Source organism: Serratia grimesii, assembly GCF_900186025.1.
GTDB lineage: Bacteria > Pseudomonadota > Gammaproteobacteria > Enterobacterales > Enterobacteriaceae > Serratia > Serratia grimesii.
The window spans coordinates 4,625,360-4,643,632 of record NZ_LT883155.1; the positions used below are offsets into that span (position 1 = coordinate 4,625,360).

At 52.5% G+C, this 18,273-nt stretch carries 18 protein-coding genes; 13 read left to right on the forward strand and 5 right to left on the reverse strand.

Annotated elements, in window-relative coordinates; translation table 11 throughout:
• Positions 1-17: 17 nt before the first annotated feature.
• The 5 genes from SGBXF1_RS21575 to csrD all read right to left on the reverse strand — a co-directional run bounded on the left by SGBXF1_RS21575 (position 18) and on the right by csrD (position 5,584).
• Entirely contained in the window at positions 18-602 is a 585-nt protein-coding gene (locus tag SGBXF1_RS21575; protein ID WP_037416225.1) for a Maf family protein, read from the reverse strand.
• Between the two features lie 10 nt (positions 603-612).
• Positions 613-1,101 (reverse strand): rod shape-determining protein MreD, encoded by a 489-nt coding sequence (mreD, locus tag SGBXF1_RS21580; protein WP_012147104.1) that lies wholly within the window; start codon positions 1,099-1,101, stop codon positions 613-615.
• Complete coding sequence (gene mreC / locus SGBXF1_RS21585) at positions 1,098-2,102, reverse strand: rod shape-determining protein MreC (protein ID WP_037416222.1); 1,005 nt, start codon at positions 2,100-2,102, stop codon at positions 1,098-1,100. Before mreC ends, mreD begins: the two co-directional genes overlap by 4 nt.
• 94 nt (positions 2,103-2,196) lie before the next feature.
• Positions 2,197-3,240, reverse strand: coding sequence for a rod shape-determining protein MreB (gene mreB, locus SGBXF1_RS21590; RefSeq protein ID WP_012147106.1), 1,044 nt, complete (start codon positions 3,238-3,240; stop codon positions 2,197-2,199).
• Positions 3,241-3,652: 412 nt separating this feature from the next.
• The gene (csrD, locus tag SGBXF1_RS21595) at positions 3,653-5,584 is read right to left on the reverse strand and encodes an RNase E specificity factor CsrD (RefSeq protein WP_061807807.1); all 1,932 of its coding nucleotides are present in this window, start codon (positions 5,582-5,584) and stop codon (positions 3,653-3,655) included.
• Between the two features lie 295 nt (positions 5,585-5,879).
• Here csrD and acuI point away from each other — a divergent pair, with 295 nt between their 5' ends.
• The 13 genes from acuI (at position 5,880) to SGBXF1_RS21660 (ending at position 17,761) form a co-directional block, all read left to right on the forward strand.
• Entirely contained in the window at positions 5,880-6,857 is a 978-nt protein-coding gene (gene acuI, locus SGBXF1_RS21600) for an acrylyl-CoA reductase (NADPH) (protein ID WP_186427526.1), read from the forward strand.
• 182 nt (positions 6,858-7,039) lie between these two features.
• Positions 7,040-8,041, forward strand: coding sequence for a protein-methionine-sulfoxide reductase catalytic subunit MsrP (gene msrP, locus SGBXF1_RS21605; protein ID WP_186427527.1), 1,002 nt, complete (start codon positions 7,040-7,042; stop codon positions 8,039-8,041).
• The gene (gene msrQ, locus SGBXF1_RS21610; protein ID WP_186427528.1) at positions 8,042-8,641 is read left to right on the forward strand and encodes a protein-methionine-sulfoxide reductase heme-binding subunit MsrQ; all 600 of its coding nucleotides are present in this window, start codon (positions 8,042-8,044) and stop codon (positions 8,639-8,641) included. It begins immediately after the preceding gene.
• Between the two features lie 241 nt (positions 8,642-8,882).
• A complete protein-coding gene (gene aroQ / locus SGBXF1_RS21615; protein ID WP_037416212.1) occupies positions 8,883-9,335 on the forward strand; it encodes a type II 3-dehydroquinate dehydratase in 453 nt (150 codons plus the stop codon).
• A gap of 32 nt (positions 9,336-9,367) precedes the next feature.
• On the forward strand, positions 9,368-9,832 hold the full coding sequence (gene accB / locus SGBXF1_RS21620; RefSeq protein WP_037416209.1) for an acetyl-CoA carboxylase biotin carboxyl carrier protein: 465 nt from the start codon (positions 9,368-9,370) through the stop codon (positions 9,830-9,832).
• A 10-nt stretch (positions 9,833-9,842) separates the two neighbouring features.
• Positions 9,843-11,192, forward strand: coding sequence for an acetyl-CoA carboxylase biotin carboxylase subunit (gene accC / locus SGBXF1_RS21625; protein WP_037416206.1), 1,350 nt, complete (start codon positions 9,843-9,845; stop codon positions 11,190-11,192).
• 154 nt (positions 11,193-11,346) lie between these two features.
• A complete protein-coding gene (locus tag SGBXF1_RS21630) occupies positions 11,347-11,589 on the forward strand; it encodes a YhdT family protein (RefSeq protein WP_061807804.1) in 243 nt (80 codons plus the stop codon).
• Entirely contained in the window at positions 11,579-13,024 is a 1,446-nt protein-coding gene (panF, locus tag SGBXF1_RS21635; RefSeq protein WP_186427529.1) for a sodium/pantothenate symporter, read from the forward strand. Before SGBXF1_RS21630 ends, panF begins: the two co-directional genes overlap by 11 nt.
• Positions 13,025-13,035: 11 nt before the next feature.
• Positions 13,036-13,917: a 50S ribosomal protein L11 methyltransferase gene (gene prmA, locus SGBXF1_RS21640; protein ID WP_061807802.1), complete on the forward strand. Its 882-nt coding sequence runs from the start codon at positions 13,036-13,038 to the stop codon at positions 13,915-13,917.
• A 464-nt stretch (positions 13,918-14,381) separates the two neighbouring features.
• The gene (gene dusB / locus SGBXF1_RS21645) at positions 14,382-15,347 is read left to right on the forward strand and encodes a tRNA dihydrouridine synthase DusB (protein WP_037416196.1); all 966 of its coding nucleotides are present in this window, start codon (positions 14,382-14,384) and stop codon (positions 15,345-15,347) included.
• A gap of 21 nt (positions 15,348-15,368) precedes the next feature.
• Entirely contained in the window at positions 15,369-15,665 is a 297-nt protein-coding gene (gene fis / locus SGBXF1_RS21650; protein WP_000462905.1) for a DNA-binding transcriptional regulator Fis, read from the forward strand.
• Between the two features lie 356 nt (positions 15,666-16,021).
• Positions 16,022-16,942 (forward strand): kdo(2)-lipid IV(A) palmitoleoyltransferase, encoded by a 921-nt coding sequence (gene lpxP, locus SGBXF1_RS21655; protein WP_037416193.1) that lies wholly within the window; start codon positions 16,022-16,024, stop codon positions 16,940-16,942.
• A 120-nt stretch (positions 16,943-17,062) separates the two neighbouring features.
• A complete protein-coding gene (locus tag SGBXF1_RS21660; RefSeq protein ID WP_423826058.1) occupies positions 17,063-17,761 on the forward strand; it encodes a CTP synthase C-terminal region-related (seleno)protein in 699 nt (232 codons plus the stop codon).
• Positions 17,762-18,273: the final 512 nt, after the last annotated feature.

Here is an 18,273-nt window from a genome sequence, read left to right on the forward strand (position 1 = left end):
GATAATGGCAACACCCATCAACCGGTTCTTACATCACGTAATGCGACAAAATTACTGAGCAGCTCATGTGTTTCGACTAACGGCAAGCCCATCACTGCGTGATAACTGCCGGTTATCGTTCTGACGAAACAACCACCCTTTCCTTGAATTCCGTAGGCGCCCGCTTTATCCATCGGTTCGCCCGTTGCAATATAGTCGCAAATATCCTGCTGTGACAGGTTGCGGAATGTCACGTCTGTCACCACTAGCTGGCACAGAACATCATGGTGATCGGCGATCGCCACGGCGGTCATCACCTGATGTTGTTTACCCGACAACGCCGCCAGCATTTCTGCCGCATGCGCTTCGTCACGAGGTTTTTCCAACACCCGGCCATTGAGCACAACAATGGTATCAGCACCCAGTACCGGCCAATCTTTCTGCGCCAGTGCCACGCCCGCTCTGGCTTTATCCTGCGCCAAACGGCGCACATAGACTTCTGCTGCTTCCCCTTCACGCCGCTGTTCTTCTGTATCCGTCAGAATGATTTCAAACGGGACGCCCAAAAGGGTCAGTAATTCACGTCGACGGGGAGAACCGGAGGCCAGATAAAGCGAAGTCATTGATATACCCTTACTGTACGGCGAACTGACGGCGGATTTTGCGCATCAGCAGGAATAACCACGGCCACAGGATGCCGTTTACCACACTACTCCAGAACACCTCTGGGCGGAAAGAGACGTTGATCACTAAAAACTCGGCCCAGAACACCACAACGTCCATAGCCAGTGATAACAGCACGACAATCAGCGCCTGTTGCCAAAGCGCCATATTGCGGAATAACTGGAATTTGAATGCCACCAGGTAGGCAATGATCCCCAACGCCAGTGCGCGTACGCCCAACGTGGAGCCGAGGATCAAATCCATAATCAACCCCAGTACAAAACCTGTACCGACGTTAACCCGGTGTGGTAATGCCATCACCCAGTAGATCAGGATCAAAGCCAGCCAGGACGGTCGAAACATGTAGATCTGTTCCGGCCAGGGCATGATTTGCAGCACCAGAGCCACCAAAAATGACAGCCAGATTATCCAGCGCCCGTTGCTGCGGTAGCGGTTCATTGCGCAACTCCAGTGGCTGGTGCGGCAGCTTGCGGCACAGCAGCCCCTGTTGCCGGTGCCGGCACAGGCAACGGTGGCCCCATAGCATCAGCAGCTGGCAAAACCTGCGGCATCATTTGCATCAGGCGCTCATTGGCAACGCGATGCACTTCGTCCGGCGGCAACGGCATATCACCGTTGCGGTCAGCGCCCCATAACAACAGCAGATAGCGCAAACGTTGCAGGCCAGCTGTTGGCCGCGCCTGAATCACGGTATAGGCACGTTGATTATCCACTTTAACCGAGGACACAACGGCCACTGGGTAGCCTTCCGGGAAGCGTCCACCCAGGCCAGATGTGACTAACACATCACCCACGCGGATGTCAGTGTTGTTCGGCAAATGCTCAAGCTGTAAATCGTCTGCACAACCACTGCCTGCAGCGATAACGCGAATATCGTTACGCAGTACCTGGATCGGCAGCGCGTGTGAAGCATCACAGATGAGTAATACGCGACTGGTCACCTTCGCCACAGCAACGACTTGGCCAACAACACCTTTATCGCTGATGACAGGTTGGCCTTCATAAACGCCATTGTCCGAACCTTTGTCGATCACCACCTGATCGCTGTAAGGATCGGAACCAGTCGAGATCACCTGGGTGACCATTTTATGTTCGTCCTGGCGCAGCGGTGAGCCTAATAGCTCGCGCAAGCGGGCGTTTTCCTGCTTGAATTGACCAAGAAGAAGAATATCGCTGTTTTTCAGCAGCAGTTCCTGCCGCAGAGCTCGGTTTTCAAGCTCCAGCTGTTGGCGGGTAGCCAGCGTTTCTGAAACGCTGTCCAAAACTTTACGTGGCCCATTGGCCAGAAAATAGAAAGGGCTAACGGCCGTGTCCATGTAGTTACGTATTTTCACGAACGTACCGAGACGGCTATCAGCAACGATCAGGCAAATCGCCGCAATCACTGCCAAAAAAAGTCGTAGTTGCAGAGAAGGACCCCTGCTAAAAATCGGCTTCATAAATTATGCGTGTTCCTCGACAACAGAAAGAGGAACCGTACCTGATTTTCGCTTTGCGCAGTCATCCGATACGATTCCTCCTTCCTGGGGCTGACTATTCTTCGCTGAACAAATCGCCGCCATGCATGTCGATCATTTCCAACGCCTTGCCGCCGCCGCGAGCTACGCAGGTCAGCGGATCTTCTGCCACGACTACCGGAATACCGGTTTCTTCCATCAGCAGGCGATCCAGGTTACGCAACAGTGCGCCACCGCCGGTCAACACCATGCCACGTTCGGAAATGTCGGAAGCCAGCTCCGGCGGACACTGTTCCAGTGCCACCATCACCGCACTGACGATACCGGTCAACGGCTCTTGCAGGGCTTCGAGGATTTCATTGGAATTCAGGGTAAAGCCGCGTGGCACGCCCTCAGCCAGGTTACGGCCGCGAACTTCGATTTCATGCACTTCATCGCCTGGATAAGCAGAACCGATGCCGTGTTTGATACGTTCGGCGGTTGCTTCACCAATCAGTGAGCCATAGTTACGACGCACATAATTAATGATGGCTTCGTCGAAACGGTCACCACCAATACGCACAGAAGAGGAGTAGACGACACCGTTCAGTGAGATCACGGCCACTTCAGTGGTACCACCACCGATATCCACCACCATCGAACCTGTTGCTTCAGAAACCGGCAGACCTGCACCGATTGCCGCAGCCATAGGTTCTTCAATCAGAAACACCTCACGTGCACCAGCCCCTTGAGCGGATTCACGGATGGCACGGCGTTCAACCTGAGTTGCGCCGACCGGCACACACACCAGCACGCGCGGGCTTGGCCGCATGAAGCTGTTGCTGTGAACCTGTTTGATGAAATGCTGCAGCATTTTTTCTGTCACGAAGAAATCGGCAATAACGCCGTCTTTCATCGGACGAATAGCCGCGATATTGCCGGGTGTACGTCCCAGCATCTGTTTAGCCTCATGACCCACGGCCGCAACGCTCTTGGGTGAACCGGCACGATCCTGGCGAATGGCAACCACCGACGGTTCGTTCAGTACAATGCCTTGCCCTTTAACATAAATCAGGGTATTGGCGGTACCCAAGTCGATGGACAAGTCGTTGGAAAACATGCCACGAAATTTCTTAAACATAACTAAAGGATAATCCTGCAAGCTGGGGGCGGAAAATAAAATCCGCCTACTTTACCAACCACACGAAGCAGCGACAAGGCGCAAAAACGTTCTACTTCGGTGAAAAATAGTCTGTATTGTTTCTGCTCGAATGCACGGAAATTGGATGAGGCCTGAATTCCCTGAACAAAGGCTCAGTTTACCACCCTGTCAGCGCACGAAACGGCGTAACACAGCTCATAAAATCTAACATATTCCCTGATTGCCGCTGGTGGTAAGCACCTACCAACGCTCAACAGAAAAGGACTGACAAGAGCCTATATCAAATAGGCGTCATTGTCGCAGGCAGTTTGGGGATAATCCCAAAATGACAGATAAAATAGCCCAGATGAATTGGCGCTCATTCTACGTCAATTTTTGCCAGGCATTCAGGTTAAACGCGATAACGGCGTGAATATTTTTTACGCCCGACGTCTATTGGCTCTGGAGACGCGAAAAAGTCGCCCTGCCCACCGAGGATCCCGCGTTCTTTCAACGTTTGCCATTCGTTGCGCGTCCGCACACTCGCAGCAAAAACCTGAGCGCTGGTGCCTTCACAAGCGCCGGTCAGGCTCTGAACGAACAGCTGATTTTCATCACGCTTATCAATACTCCGCACCAGACCAGGGTGAAGCTTAACCAGCTCTACCGGTAAGGACTTGATATAAGAGGTACTGACCACGGTTAATCCCGCTTGAGAAACCACCAAACGGCAGCCCAATCCTGAGAGCAATCTCAGCACCGGGCGCAAACGGTCGATATGTTGACACACATCTGCCTCTGCAAGTTCAATCAGAATTCGCCGACGATGACTTTTTTCACACTGTAACAGGCTATCACGCAGCCAGCGCTGGAAAGTACGCTGCAATAATGAATCGACACACAGCGTAAATGCGAATGTTTCTTCAGGCCACAATGCCAACAAAGGAAGGATCCGGCTAATCAGCTGACGATCGTAACTTTCCGCCAGCCCCAACTGCTGCACTAACGGCATATATTCAGATGGCAGCAGTTCCTGAGTCCCGTCATAAATCCGACTCATGATCTCACGATGATGGACTTCCCCTTCCACCGTCACCGCCGGCTTCTGATACAAGCGCGGGCCGCCCTTCGCCAGCACTTGTTCCAACAGGGTCCGCCACTTGACGCTGCCGCGCCCTTTTTCCGGTACCTGGCTGTCGTAAACGTACCAGCCATTTTCCCCCTGCAGCGTGGCATGACGCGTCGCCTGTTCGGCGAAATCAATCACCTGTTCGGTAGTTTGCCCGCTACGGTACGCCACGATGCCTATGTGCAAAAACGCTTCGCGATCGATAAGTGCTGTTGAAGGTAAAGCATCAATCGCGTGAACCAGCTGCGAAGCAATACCATCCGCTTCTTTCAAGGTGCGGTGCGGTAAGAGAACGGTGAAATCACTGTGAAAATAGCGTGCCAATAGCGCCGCCGGGTAGCGCATCACGAAGGTCGACAGCAGGTTAACCAGTGAATACATCAGTTCTTGCACTGCACTGTTACCGTGAATTTCGCGCAACGTGTCGAAATCAGGTAACCGCACCATCATAACAATGCCGTGCGAGCCCACCTCCTCCAACTGGGTAGTGAGCTGGTTATCAAAGAACAATCGGTTGTTTAGTCCGGTTTTGGCATCCTGAGCGGCAAAGGCACGGATCAACGTATCAACACGGCTGCGTTCCTCGCGCGCTTCCGCCAGGTCCGCCAATAGACGATCGAGTGCACCGCTAACGTTCGCGGGCCACTCGCGCACATCACCTTGCATCACGCTCTCTCGTTCACCATTCAGAATGCGGCGTGCACGTCGCTCGAGCCGATCCTCGCCGTCGGCCTGTTCCCGCAGCCAACGCAGGCTGAACAGCAGGATCACGACCATTACGACAATCGACAGCGTCACTGCGGCAGTTGATTGCAGCGAACGCACGTCGCTGGCGAAAGGATCAACATACGTAATCGTCAGTGATGCACCAGGGTGCTGCATTAGGGGCTGGGTGACTTGCCGATAGCCGTTCAGCGGCTCCCAGGGCACTTTTACCGTGGGTAATTTATAAGAGAGAAGATTACTGCTACTGGTATCTACACTGACCGCCACAATACCGAGCGGGCGCATCACCAAAGGCAACCATTGTTTCTGCTCTTGGGGGGATTCACGCACCATCGCCTGATCGAGCGAGGTCATCAGTGAGTCGAAACGACGCTCCAGACGATCTTGGGTGACGTAGAAAAAGCTGTATGAGCAGCCCATCAGCATCAAAAACATCGCCAGAGCAACAAGCAGGGTGATCAATGCAGAGAGTTTGGTGGTGAATCGCATCCCTGTGCCTTGTCCGTTATGGTTACGTGAATTTTCACCTTTGGAAGTATAAAGGCCCCGAATCCTCTCAAATGAATCCAACACAATACCTTGATATTTTAATGAGTAACTGGCTCAACCCAAGGATATCCACCAGCCGATCTTGCCGCTCAAGCTATCAAGCATCGCCAACGAAGAAAACCTTCAATCATCATTTTTTGTCCTTTATCAGGACATAAATTTCTTATTATGCATATAGTCATTTAAATCTGATTCAGTCATCTATGGCAAAAATGCAAACGAGAGGAAGAGTGACATGCGCGCACTGTTATTGGAACAACAAGACGATCAAACTCTAGCTCACGTCAAAGATATCAGCAGCGATCAATTGCCCGACGGTGACGTGACGGTAAACGTCAATTGGTCCAGCATTAACTATAAAGATGCGTTGGCGATCACCGGTAAAGGCAAGATCGTGCGCAATTTCCCGATGGTGCCCGGCATCGACTTCGCCGGTACGGTGCATCATAGCCGCGACGATCGCTTTAAAGAGGGTCAAAGCGTGGTACTTACCGGCTGGGGCGTGGGTGAAAACCATTGGGGCGGCCTGGCAGAACAAGCGCGGGTCTCCGGCGAATGGTTGGTACCACTCCCAAACGGGTTAGATGAACGTAAAGCAATGATCCTTGGGACTGCCGGTTTTACCGCCATGCTGTGCGTGATGGCTCTGGAAGAAGGCGGTGTACATCCCGATGACGGCAACATTTTAGTTACCGGTGCCAGTGGCGGCGTAGGCAGCACAGCGATCGCCATTCTTGCAGCACTGGGCTATCACGTTACGGCGATCAGCGGCCGTGAAAGCAATATCGAATATTTGAAAGCGCTTGGCGCCAAAGAGGTGCTTTCACGCAGCGGCTATCTCGAAGCCCCGCGTCCACTCGAAAAGCAGCTGTGGGCGGGTGCTGTTGATACGGTGGGTGACACACTGCTGGCACGCGTGTTGGCGCAAATGAATTATAACGGTACGGTCGCCGCTTGCGGCCTGGCTGGGGGTTATCACCTGCCGACCACAGTGATGCCATTTATTTTGCGCAATGTTCGCCTGCAAGGTGTCGACTCGGTACACACACCGCTGCACCGCCGTCAAACCGCTTGGGAACGCCTGGCCGGTATCCTGCCAGACAGCTTCTATCAACAAGCGACTCAAGAAATCACGTTAGAACAGGCACCGGCTACCGCTGCCGCACTGCTGGCTAACCAAGTTACCGGCCGTACCCTGGTGAAAATCCGCTAACCCCAGTGCCCCTCCGGCAACGGAGGGGACATCCGCCTGCGAAATTTCATATTTTCCCGTGGCCCCTCGCATATGGCGTGCTTTCACGCCATGCTTACTCAATATATCCCCTATGAATGTCGAGTTGTTGCGTTGTTAACAGCCCCTTAAAAGCCATAGGGATGAGATGCGGAGAAAATGCCATGAATAAACAACGAAAATTAACCGAAGCCGATGTCACACCCGAAACCGTGTTTTATCAACGGCGTAAAGTGTTGCAGGCATTAGGCATCACCGCCGCTTCATTAGCCTTGCCCACCCATGCACGGGCTGATTTGCTGTCATGGTTCAAAGGCCACGATCGGCCAAAGGCACCACCGGGCAAACCGCTGACGTTCACCAAGCCCGCCGCCTGGCAAGCCCAACTGGCACTGACGCCGGAAGATAAAGTTTCCGGCTACAACAATTTCTACGAGTTCGGTCTCGACAAAGCCGATCCAGCCGCTAACGCTGGCGGGCTGAAAACCGAAGGCTGGAAAGTGCGCATCGACGGCGAAGTGGCTAAACCCATCACGTTGGACATCGACGATTTAATGAAGCGCTTCCCGTTGGAACAGCGTATCTACCGCATGCGTTGTGTGGAAGCCTGGTCAATGGTCGTGCCCTGGATCGGCTTTGAACTGGGTAAATTACTCAAGCTGGCGGAGCCAAACAGCAATGCTCGCTACGTCGCCTTCCAAACACTGTACGACCCGGAACAGATGCCGGGCCAGAAAGACCGGTTTATCGGCGGTGGTCTTAAGTATCCCTATGTCGAAGGGCTGCGTCTTGATGAGGCGATGAATCCACTGGCATTGCTGACTGTCGGCGTATACGGCAAGACACTGCCACCGCAAAACGGTGCACCACTACGACTCATTACCCCGTGGAAATACGGTTTTAAAGGTATTAAGTCCATTGTGCACATCCGTCTGGTGCGCGATCAACCGCCGACGACCTGGAATGAATCTGCACCAAATGAATACGGTTTCTACGCTAATGTGAATCCACATGTCGATCACCCACGTTGGTCGCAAGCCACCGAGCGCTTTATCGGTTCAGGCGGTATTTGGGACGTTAAACGCCAGCCGACACTTCTGTTTAATGGCTACGCCGATCAGGTCGCGTCGCTGTATCGTGGCTTGGATCTGCGGGAGAATTTCTAAGTGCGCTTGACCCTAACTCACATTAAATGGATCAAGGTCGGCATTTATCTGGCGGCATTTCTGCCTTTCCTCTGGCTGATGCTGTCGGTAGACCAAGGATGGTTCAGCGCCGATCCTGCCAAAGATATCCAGCATTTTACCGGCAGAATGACGCTAAAATTGCTGCTGGCAACCTTAGCGATCGCGCCGTTGGCACGCTACACCCGCCAACCGCTATTGATACGCTGCCGACGCTTGGTCGGACTGTGGTGTTTTGCCTGGGGCACACTGCATCTGATAAGCTACTCGACGCTTGAACTGGGGCTAAGCAATATCGGCCTGCTGGGGCGCGAACTGGTCACCCGTCCTTATTTGACACTCGGCATTATCAGTTGGTTGATCCTACTGTCGCTGGCCGCAACCTCAACGCTGTGGGCGATGCGCAAACTGGGCGCCAAATGGCAAATATTGCATAATTTGGTGTATCTGGTGGCCATTCTGGCACCGATTCACTACCTGTGGTCGGTCAAAACCTTTTCACCGCAGCCTTTCATTTATGCTCTGCTGGCGGTAATACTGCTGGCGTTGCGATACAAGAAATTCCGCAATTGGTGGCGTTAACAGGTGGAACTTTTCTGTGTTCTACCCCTCATAATGCGATAACGTCACCGTCAGTTTGCTGATTTAGGGTTGAATATCTTCGCTGATAAGACCAGTATTTAGCTGCGAATTGCTACGATATCGTTATAATGCCCGACCTTGTTCCTGTTCTCAGGGTGAATTTTCCCCTTAACAGGTGACAAATCGGTGACGTCGGGTTATTTTCTACGATGATGGTTTTATTGCCGGAGATACCAGCACAATGGCGGATAAGTTTCACATTTTGCTTCTAAACGGCCCCAATCTGAATCTGCTGGGGACGCGTGAGCCGGAGAAGTACGGCAGCACGACGCTAACAGAAATTGTTAACGGATTGGAAAACCAGGCATCCGCACTGGATATCACCCTGAGCCATCTGCAGTCTAACGCCGAATATGCGCTGATCGACCGCATACATGAGGCGCGCGGCAATACAGATTTTATTCTGATCAACCCTGCCGCGTTCACGCATACCAGCGTGGCGTTGCGTGATGCGTTGCTGGCGGTGCAGATCCCGTTTATCGAGATCCATTTGTCCAACGTGCATGCCCGCGAGCCTTTCCGCCATCACTCTTACCTTTCCGACATTGCGGTAGGTGTGATTTGCGGCCTCGGCGCGGATGGCTACACATTTGCTTTACAGGCAGCGGTTAACCGTCTGTCGAAAACCCACTAATTGCTACGCAAAAAGAGTACGGAATCACACTCATGGATATTCGTAAAATCAAGAAACTGATCGAACTGGTTGAAGAATCAGGTATTTCTGAACTGGAAATCTCTGAAGGCGAAGAGTCAGTTCGCATCAGCCGTGCCGCTCCGGTACAGGCTTACCCAATGATGCCGCAGGCATATGCAATGCCGGCACAGCAGCAGCCAGCTCTGGCTACCGCCGTTGCCAGCGCACCAGCTGAAACGCCTGCAGCACCAGCGGCCATGAGTGGCCACATCGTCCGTTCCCCAATGGTCGGCACTTTCTACCGCACGCCAAGCCCGGATGCGAAAGCCTTCATCGAAGTCGGCCAGAAAGTGAATGCAGGCGACACGCTGTGCATCGTTGAAGCCATGAAAATGATGAACCAGATCGAAGCGGACAAATCCGGCGTGGTGAAAGCCATTCTGGTAGAGAACGGCCAACCGGTAGAATTTGACGAGCCACTGGTCGTCATCGAATAACGAGGCGAACATGCTTGATAAAATTGTTATCGCCAACCGTGGCGAGATCGCGCTTCGTATCCTGCGTGCTTGTAAAGAGTTAGGCATCAAAACTGTTGCCGTACACTCCACAGCCGATCGCGATCTGAAACACGTACTGCTGGCTGACGAGACTGTGTGTATCGGTCCTGCGCCATCAGTTAAAAGCTATCTGAACATCCCGGCTATCATCTCTGCGGCGGAAATCACCGGCGCAGTGGCGATTCACCCGGGTTATGGCTTCTTGTCTGAAAATGCCGACTTCGCCGAGCAAATCGAGCGTTCTGGCTTTATCTTCATTGGCCCGAAAGCCGAAACTATCCGCCTGATGGGCGACAAAGTTTCTGCTATCAACGCCATGAAGAAAGCCGGCGTACCTTGTGTTCCTGGCTCCGATGGCCCGCTGACCGACGACATGGACAAAAACCGTGCCTTCGCTAAGCGTATCGGTTATCCGGTGATCATCAAGGCATCAGGCGGCGGCGGTGGCCGTGGCATGCGCGTTGTGCGCAGCGACAAAGACCTCGAGCAATCCATCACCATGACCAAAGCGGAAGCCAAAGCGGCTTTCAATAACGACATGGTTTACATGGAGAAATACCTGGAAAACCCACGCCATATCGAAATTCAGATTTTGGCTGACGGTCAGGGTAATGCCATCTATCTGGCCGAGCGCGACTGCTCCATGCAACGTCGCCACCAGAAAGTGGTTGAAGAGGCTCCGGCACCAGGCATCACCAGCGAAATGCGTCGTTATATCGGCGAGCGTTGTTCGAAGGCCTGTGTGGAAATCGGTTACCGCGGCGCAGGTACTTTCGAGTTCCTGTATGAAAACGGCGAGTTCTATTTCATCGAAATGAACACCCGTATTCAGGTTGAACACCCGGTTACTGAAATGATCACCGGTGTGGATCTGATCAAAGAGCAGCTGCGTATTGCTGCCGGTCAGCCACTGTCGATCAAACAGGACGAAGTGAAGGTGCACGGCCACGCGGTGGAATGCCGTATCAACGCCGAAGACCCGAACACCTTCCTGCCAAGCCCAGGCAAGATCACCCGTTTCCATGCACCAGGTGGTTTCGGCGTGCGTTGGGAATCTCATATTTACGCCGGTTATACCGTACCGCCGTACTATGATTCCATGATCGGCAAACTGATCACTTTCGGTGAAAACCGCGACGTGGCGATTGCCCGCATGAAGAACGCCCTGGCTGAGCTGATCATCGATGGCATCAAAACCAACGTTGAACTGCAACAAAAGATCATGAGCGACGAAAACTTCCAGCACGGTGGCACCAACATCCACTATCTGGAGAAGAAGCTGGGTCTGCAAGAAACCTAAGGCAGGCTTTTCGCATCGCCTGACAGAAGGCCGGCTAATCACCGGCCTTTTTCTTTTTCATCTCAGGCACGGTAACGGCTTGGCAAAATCCGGCCTTGCCGTAGAATTCCTTACCTTTGGCAAAACCATCACCGTAAACCTATGGGGAACACGGATGGACAAACGCTTTATTCAAGCCCACCGCGAAGCACGATGGGCACTCGGCCTGACGCTACTTTATCTGCTGGCCTGGTCGTTGGCGGCCTATCTACCCGATAACGCATCTGGCGTTACCGGTTTGCCACACTGGTTCGAAATGGCCTGCTTATTGGTACCGCTGTTGTTTATCGGCCTGTGCTGGCTGATGGTGCGTGGCATATTCCGTAATATTTCATTGGAGGACGGCGATGCAAACTGAAGTCATTCTGCCGCTGGTTGCCTATTTGCTTCTGGTGTTTGGGCTGTCGGTTTACGCCTACAGCCGACGCCAGACGGGCAATTTCCTCAGTGAATATTTCCTTGGCAGTCGATCGATGGGTGGCTTCGTACTGGCGATGACGTTAACAGCGACCTATATCAGCGCCAGTTCGTTTATCGGTGGCCCTGGTGCGGCTTATAAATATGGCCTTGGCTGGGTGCTACTGGCAATGATCCAACTGCCGGCCGTATGGTTATCGCTCGGTGTGCTGGGCAAGAAATTTGCCATTCTGGCGCGGCGCTACAACGCTATCACCCTCAATGACATGCTATACGGCCGTTACCAAAGTCGACTGTTGGTCTGGCTAGCCAGCCTGAGTCTGTTGGTGGCGTTCCTGGGCGCCATGACGGTGCAGTTTATCGGTGGTGCGCGTCTGCTGGAAACCGCTGCAGGTATCCCGTACGACACCGGCCTGCTGATCTTTGGCCTCAGCATCGCGCTGTACACCGCTTTTGGCGGTTTCCGCGCCAGTGTGCTAAATGACGCCATGCAAGGGTTGGTGATGTTGATCGGCACCGTGCTGTTGTTGATTGCCGTTATCCACGCCGCAGGTGGCCTGCACAGCGCCGTAGATAAACTGCACCAGATTGACCCGGCACTGGTGTCACCTCAGGGCGGTGAACAGATCCTTAGTCTGCCGTTTATGGCATCGTTCTGGATCCTGGTGTGCTTTGGTGTGATTGGCCTGCCACATACTGCGGTGCGCTGCATTTCGTACAAAGATAGCAAAGCAGTTCATCGTGGCATCATCCTCGGTACCATGGTGGTGGCGGTGCTGATGTTTGGTATGCACCTGGCCGGTGCGCTGGGACGTGCTGTGCTGCCGGATCTGAAAATCCCGGATCAGGTGATCCCAACGCTAATGATCACCGTGTTGCCGCCGTATGCTGCCGGTATTTTCTTGGCCGCGCCGATGGCGGCGATCATGTCGACCATTAACGCTCAACTGCTGCAATCTTCCGCCACTATTATTAAAGATCTCTACCTTGGTGTGCGTCCTCAACAAATGCAGAACGAGCGTTTGATCAAGCGTTTCTCCAGCCTGACTACGCTCGTACTTGGCCTGTTGGTGCTACTGGCGGCCTGGCGGCCACCAGAAATGATCATCTGGCTAAACCTGCTGGCGTTTGGTGGCCTGGAGGCGGTATTCCTGTGGCCGTTGGTATTGGGCCTGTACTGGGAACGCGCCAACGCGCAGGGTGCCCTTAGCTCAATGGTTACAGGTGCGGTATGCTATACGCTATTGGCCAGCTTCAAGCTGCAGTTGGCAGGGTTGCACCCTATCGTGCCTTCACTGCTACTGAGCTTGCTGGCGTTTTATATCGGTAACGTCGTCGGCGAAAAACGCCGAGTGGCGTCATCATTACCCTCTTAAAGAGAATTGTTATGCCTTGGATCCAACTCAAACTGAATACTACCGGCAGCCAGGCAGAAGACCTGAGCGATGCACTGGTTGAAAGCGGTGCGGTATCGGTGACCTTTCAGGACACCCACGACAACCCGGTGTTCGAACCGCTGCCAGGCGAGACCCTGCTGTGGGGCGATACCGATGTGATCGGGCTGTACGATGCTGAAACCGATATGACCGACGTGGTGGCAATGCTGGAACAGCATCCATTACTGGGGACCGGTTTCCACCACAAGATCGAACAACTGGAAGATAAGGACTGGGAACGCGAATGGATGGATAACTTCCACCCGATGCGCTTTGGTGAACGTCTGTGGATTTGCCCAAGCTGGCGTGATGTGCCCGATCCTGACGCGGTCAACGTGATGCTGGACCCAGGTCTGGCGTTCGGTACCGGCACCCACCCAACCACCGCGCTTTGCCTACAATGGCTGGATGGCCTCGATCTGGCCGGTAAGACTATTATCGACTTCGGCTGTGGTTCAGGCATCCTGGCGATTGCCGCCCTGAAGCTCGGTGCGGCGCGCGCTATCGGCATCGATATCGATCCCCAAGCCATTCAGGCCAGTCGTGATAACGCGCAGCGTAACGGCGTTTCAGAGCGTCTGGAACTATATCTGCCAAAAGACCAACCTGCCGATCTGCTGGCTGACGTCGTCGTCGCCAACATCCTGGCCGGCCCATTACGCGAATTAGCGCCACTGATCGGCTGTCTGCCGAAGTCCGGCGGCTATCTGGGGTTATCTGGCGTATTGGCCACGCAGGCTGCAAGCGTAGCTCAAGCCTATGAAGACAAGTTCACACTCGATCCGGTCGCAGAACGCGAAGAATGGTGCCGTATTACAGGCCAACGTAAGTAATTAAGCCTGTCGTCCTGATAAAAACCACCGATAACTTAGCGTGTTACGGTGGTTTTTTATTCTGTTCTACCACGAAGCAACCATGCTTTTATCCGCAAGTATTAGCACGGCGCTTCGCCGGAACCGCCAGACTCTTCGCCATAATGCCCAGTACGTAATCCCAGCATAATTAGGTCTATTCTCAACGGAATCCCCTGATAGATGCCGTATATTGCGGCCTATCTCTGGCTGAATCGAGACTCATTACAGATAAAATTCTGTTGTGTGGGGAATATTTTACAGCACACAAATTAAACGATTTTCGTCAACTCATTGTTAAATATATATAATATTTTTATTAATCCTGACGAGACGCATTTTGATTGCCGAATAACGGCCAATTGGTCAAAGTTTGGCCTTTCATCTCAACGCAAAAATGCGTAATATACGCGCCCTTGCGGACACAGTATGGTTACTCTTTGTCTATGCGCATTGGACACCACCAGCTTACAAATTGCCTGATTGCGGCCCCGATGGCCGGCATTACAGATCGCCCATTTAGAACCCTATGTCATGCAATGGGTGCTGGGATGGCTGTATCCGAAATGCTCTCCTCCAATCCGGAGGTGTGGCGGACGGATAAGTCGCGTCTGCGTATGGTACATAGCGATGAACCAGGGATCCGTTCCGTGCAGATTGCCGGATGCGACCCAGATGATATGGCTGCCGCTGCACGTATTAACGTGGCCAGTGGTGCGCAGATCATCGACATCAATATGGGATGCCCGGCCAAAAAAGTGAACCGGAAGCTTGCAGGGTCTGCATTACTGCAGTACCCGGACCTGGTTAAACAGATCCTCCACGCAGTGGTTAATGCTGTGGATGTGCCGGTTACGCTTAAGATTCGCACCGGCTGGGCGCCAGAACACCGTAACTGTGTAGAGATTGCCCAACTGGCCGAAGATTGTGGTATACAAGCCCTGACTATTCATGGCCGAACCCGTGCCTGCCTGTTCAACGGCAACGCGGAGTACGACAGCATTCGGGCAGTTAAGCAGAGTGTTTCCATTCCGATTATCGCGAATGGGGACATTACTGACCCGCATAAAGCCAGAGCAGTGCTCGACTACACTGGGGCTGATGCCCTGATGATAGGCCGTGCTGCTCAGGGGAGACCCTGGATCTTCCGGGAAATCCAGCATTATCTGGACACTGGGGAACTGCTGCCCCCTCTGCCACTTGGCGAGGTTAAGCGTTTGTTGATAGGGCATATTCGGGAATTGCACGGCTTTTATGGCCAAGGCAAGGGATTCCGGATTGCTCGTAAGCACGTATCCTGGTATCTCCAGGAGCACGCCCCGAATGACCAGTTTCGGCGCACATTCAACGCCATAGAGGATGCCAGCGAACAGCTGGAGGCGTTGGAGGCATATTTCGAAAATCTTGCGTAACAAAAAAGAGCTGACAGAACTATGTTCGAACAACGCGTAAATTCTGACGTACTGACCGTTTCAACCGTGAACTCACAGGATCAAGTGACTCAAAAGCCTCTGCGTGACTCGGTTAAACAAGCACTGAAGAACTATTTTGCTCAACTGAATGGTCAAGACGTTAACGACCTGTATGAGCTGGTATTGGCTGAAGTTGAACAGCCACTGTTGGACATGGTGATGCAATACACCCGTGGCAACCAGACCCGTGCCGCCCTGATGATGGGCATCAACCGTGGTACGCTGCGTAAGAAATTGAAAAAATACGGCATGAACTGATACTAGTCAGTTAGCATGTTGAAAAGGCGCAACCTCGAAAGAGGCGGCGCCTTTTTCTTATGTGGTGTTATATCAATCTTCTGTCAATACGAATGAGAATATTCGTATGCCACTCTACCTTTAGAGCTCGTATTGTGTGGTATAATACACATTCCTAGAGCCGCCTTCGCTGGCCTACAGCCATCCCTCCGAAGCCTGATAGCAGCGCGAACCGCCCTTCGAGTGTAAAGATTTAGTCAATTATGGAATCTGGCTAAACGATAGTGATGTCTGGGTGTCTGAGTGGTTGTATCGCAATTGAGTGGATCTTTATGCGTTACAGGTTGCTGCCCCTCTTAATGCATAAATGAGTTCATATGAAGCGTCCGCAAAAATTCAAATTGGCCCTGCTACATCCGCGCTACTGGTTTACGTGGTTCGGCCTGGCTTGCCTGTTCCTGCTGGTTCAACTCCCCTACCCGCTGCTGCACAAGCTTGGCGTGTGGATGGGACGTACCTCAATGCGGTTCCTGAAACGCCGGGTTTCTATTACCCGTCGTAACCTGGAACTGTGCTTCCCAGACATGGACGTGGCGCAGCGCGAGCGCAAAGTGGTCGGCAACTTCGAATCCCTCGGTATGGGCCTGCTGGAAACCGGCATGGCCTGGTTCTGGTCAGATAAGCGCGTCAAACGCTGGTTCAACGTTTCCGGTATCAACCACCTGAAAGTCGCACAGCAGAATCAGCGTGGCGTTCTGGTCATTGGTGTGCACTTTATGTCGCTGGAGCTGGGTGGCCGTGCCATGGGGCTCTGTCAGCCGATGATGGCAATGTATCGCCCGCATAATAATAAAGCGATGGAGTGGGCGCAAACCAAAGGCCGTATGCGTTCCAACAAGGCCATGCTCGATCGCAAAGATCTGCGTGGTATGGTTCAGGCCCTCAAACGCGGTGAAGCCGTGTGGTTCGCTCCGGATCAAGATTACGGCCCACGTGGCAGCGTGTTCGCACCTCTTTTTGCTGTCGATCAGGCGGCCACCACCAGCGGCACCTTTATGTTGGCACGTATGGCTAAACCCGCGCTAGTGCCGGTCGTATTGATTCGCCGTGAGAAAGGCCGTGGTTATGATTTGCTGATCCAACCCGCGCTGGAGAATTATCCTATTGGCGATGAGATCGCCGCAGCGGCTTACATGAATAAAGTGGTGGAGCAAGAGATCATGCGCGCTCCAGAACAGTATATGTGGCTACATCGTCGCTTCAAAACCCGGCCAGCCGGCGCCCCGTCGCTGTACTGAGCAAAACCTGATTTCCAAGCCCGGCCAACGCCGGGCTTTTTTGTGCGCCGCGTTTAAAAAACTGCGGATTGGCGATCGGCTTTACTGTAACCTCCTTTTTTACCCGCACAGGAAAAGGAAATGATGAAAGCTCAAGTTCGCATTGCTCTGGTCGGTGATTACCTTCCTCAGGCCGTCTCTCACCAGGCCATCCCTATTGCTCTCCAACTCACTGCTGCACACCTTGACGTCGATATTCAATCCCACTGGCTACCTACAGAGAGCATTACCGCTACCTCAGTACTGCAAGATTTTGATGCGATCTGGGTAGTCCCTGGTAGCCCGTACAATCATGATGACGGTGCCTTTATGGCTATCCGCTATGCACGTGAGCAAAACATCCCCTTCCTGGGTTCCTGCGGCGGATTCCAGTATGCCATTGTGGAATACGCCCGTAACGTCATGGGTTGGCATGATGCAGGCCATGCAGAGACTGATAGTGGCGGTCGATTGGTCATTGCCCCGCTGAGTTGTTCGTTAGTCGAAAAAAGCGGCACGATCATTTTCCAGCCGGATACGCTGGCTGCACGCACATATGGCAAGCTTGAAACGCACGAAGGCTATCACTGCAATTTTGGTGTTAATCCGGAGTTTGTCGCCGATCTACAGCAGCACCCACTCATTATCAGCGGCCACGACAGCGAAGGTGATGTGCGATCGGTAGAACTGCCAGGGCACCGTTTTTACGCCGCCACACTGTTCCAGTCCGAACGGGCCGCATTACGCAACGAACTGTCCCCGCTGGTCGTAGAACTGATCAAAACTGCCGCAACAATTTGATCGTCAAAGATTGAGATACCATGGGGCCACGCCATCGTGGCCCCATGAATAAGGGTATCTTCACAAAAAATTAGTAAATTGACTTATTATAAAAACATATTATTCATCCCAATTTAATTTAATTGTCATTTTTACGCCCACCGTTAAACTCGTGTATATAAACACCCACCAATAATTAAATAAGTAGATAAAACTCTTATTTATTACTAAATGATATATCATTAGCAACTCTGATACTTAAAGTGGCCTGGCAATCTATCGATGACAATTTGGCAAAATTTAAATAGAGAACCCGGTACGTACGCACACTTATCCTTACTGCAAAAAATCGAGATAAAGTCGAAATCTGGCATCACTGCACTGTTGACAAAACCTCATCCAAACACAGTACACACACCATAAAAAAATCTTAAAAAACAGATAAATACAAAACAAAAAGACGACATAATCGTCATCGCAACGGGATATTTATAAGATGATAAACCCTTTTTAATTGCTATTGATATTATGAA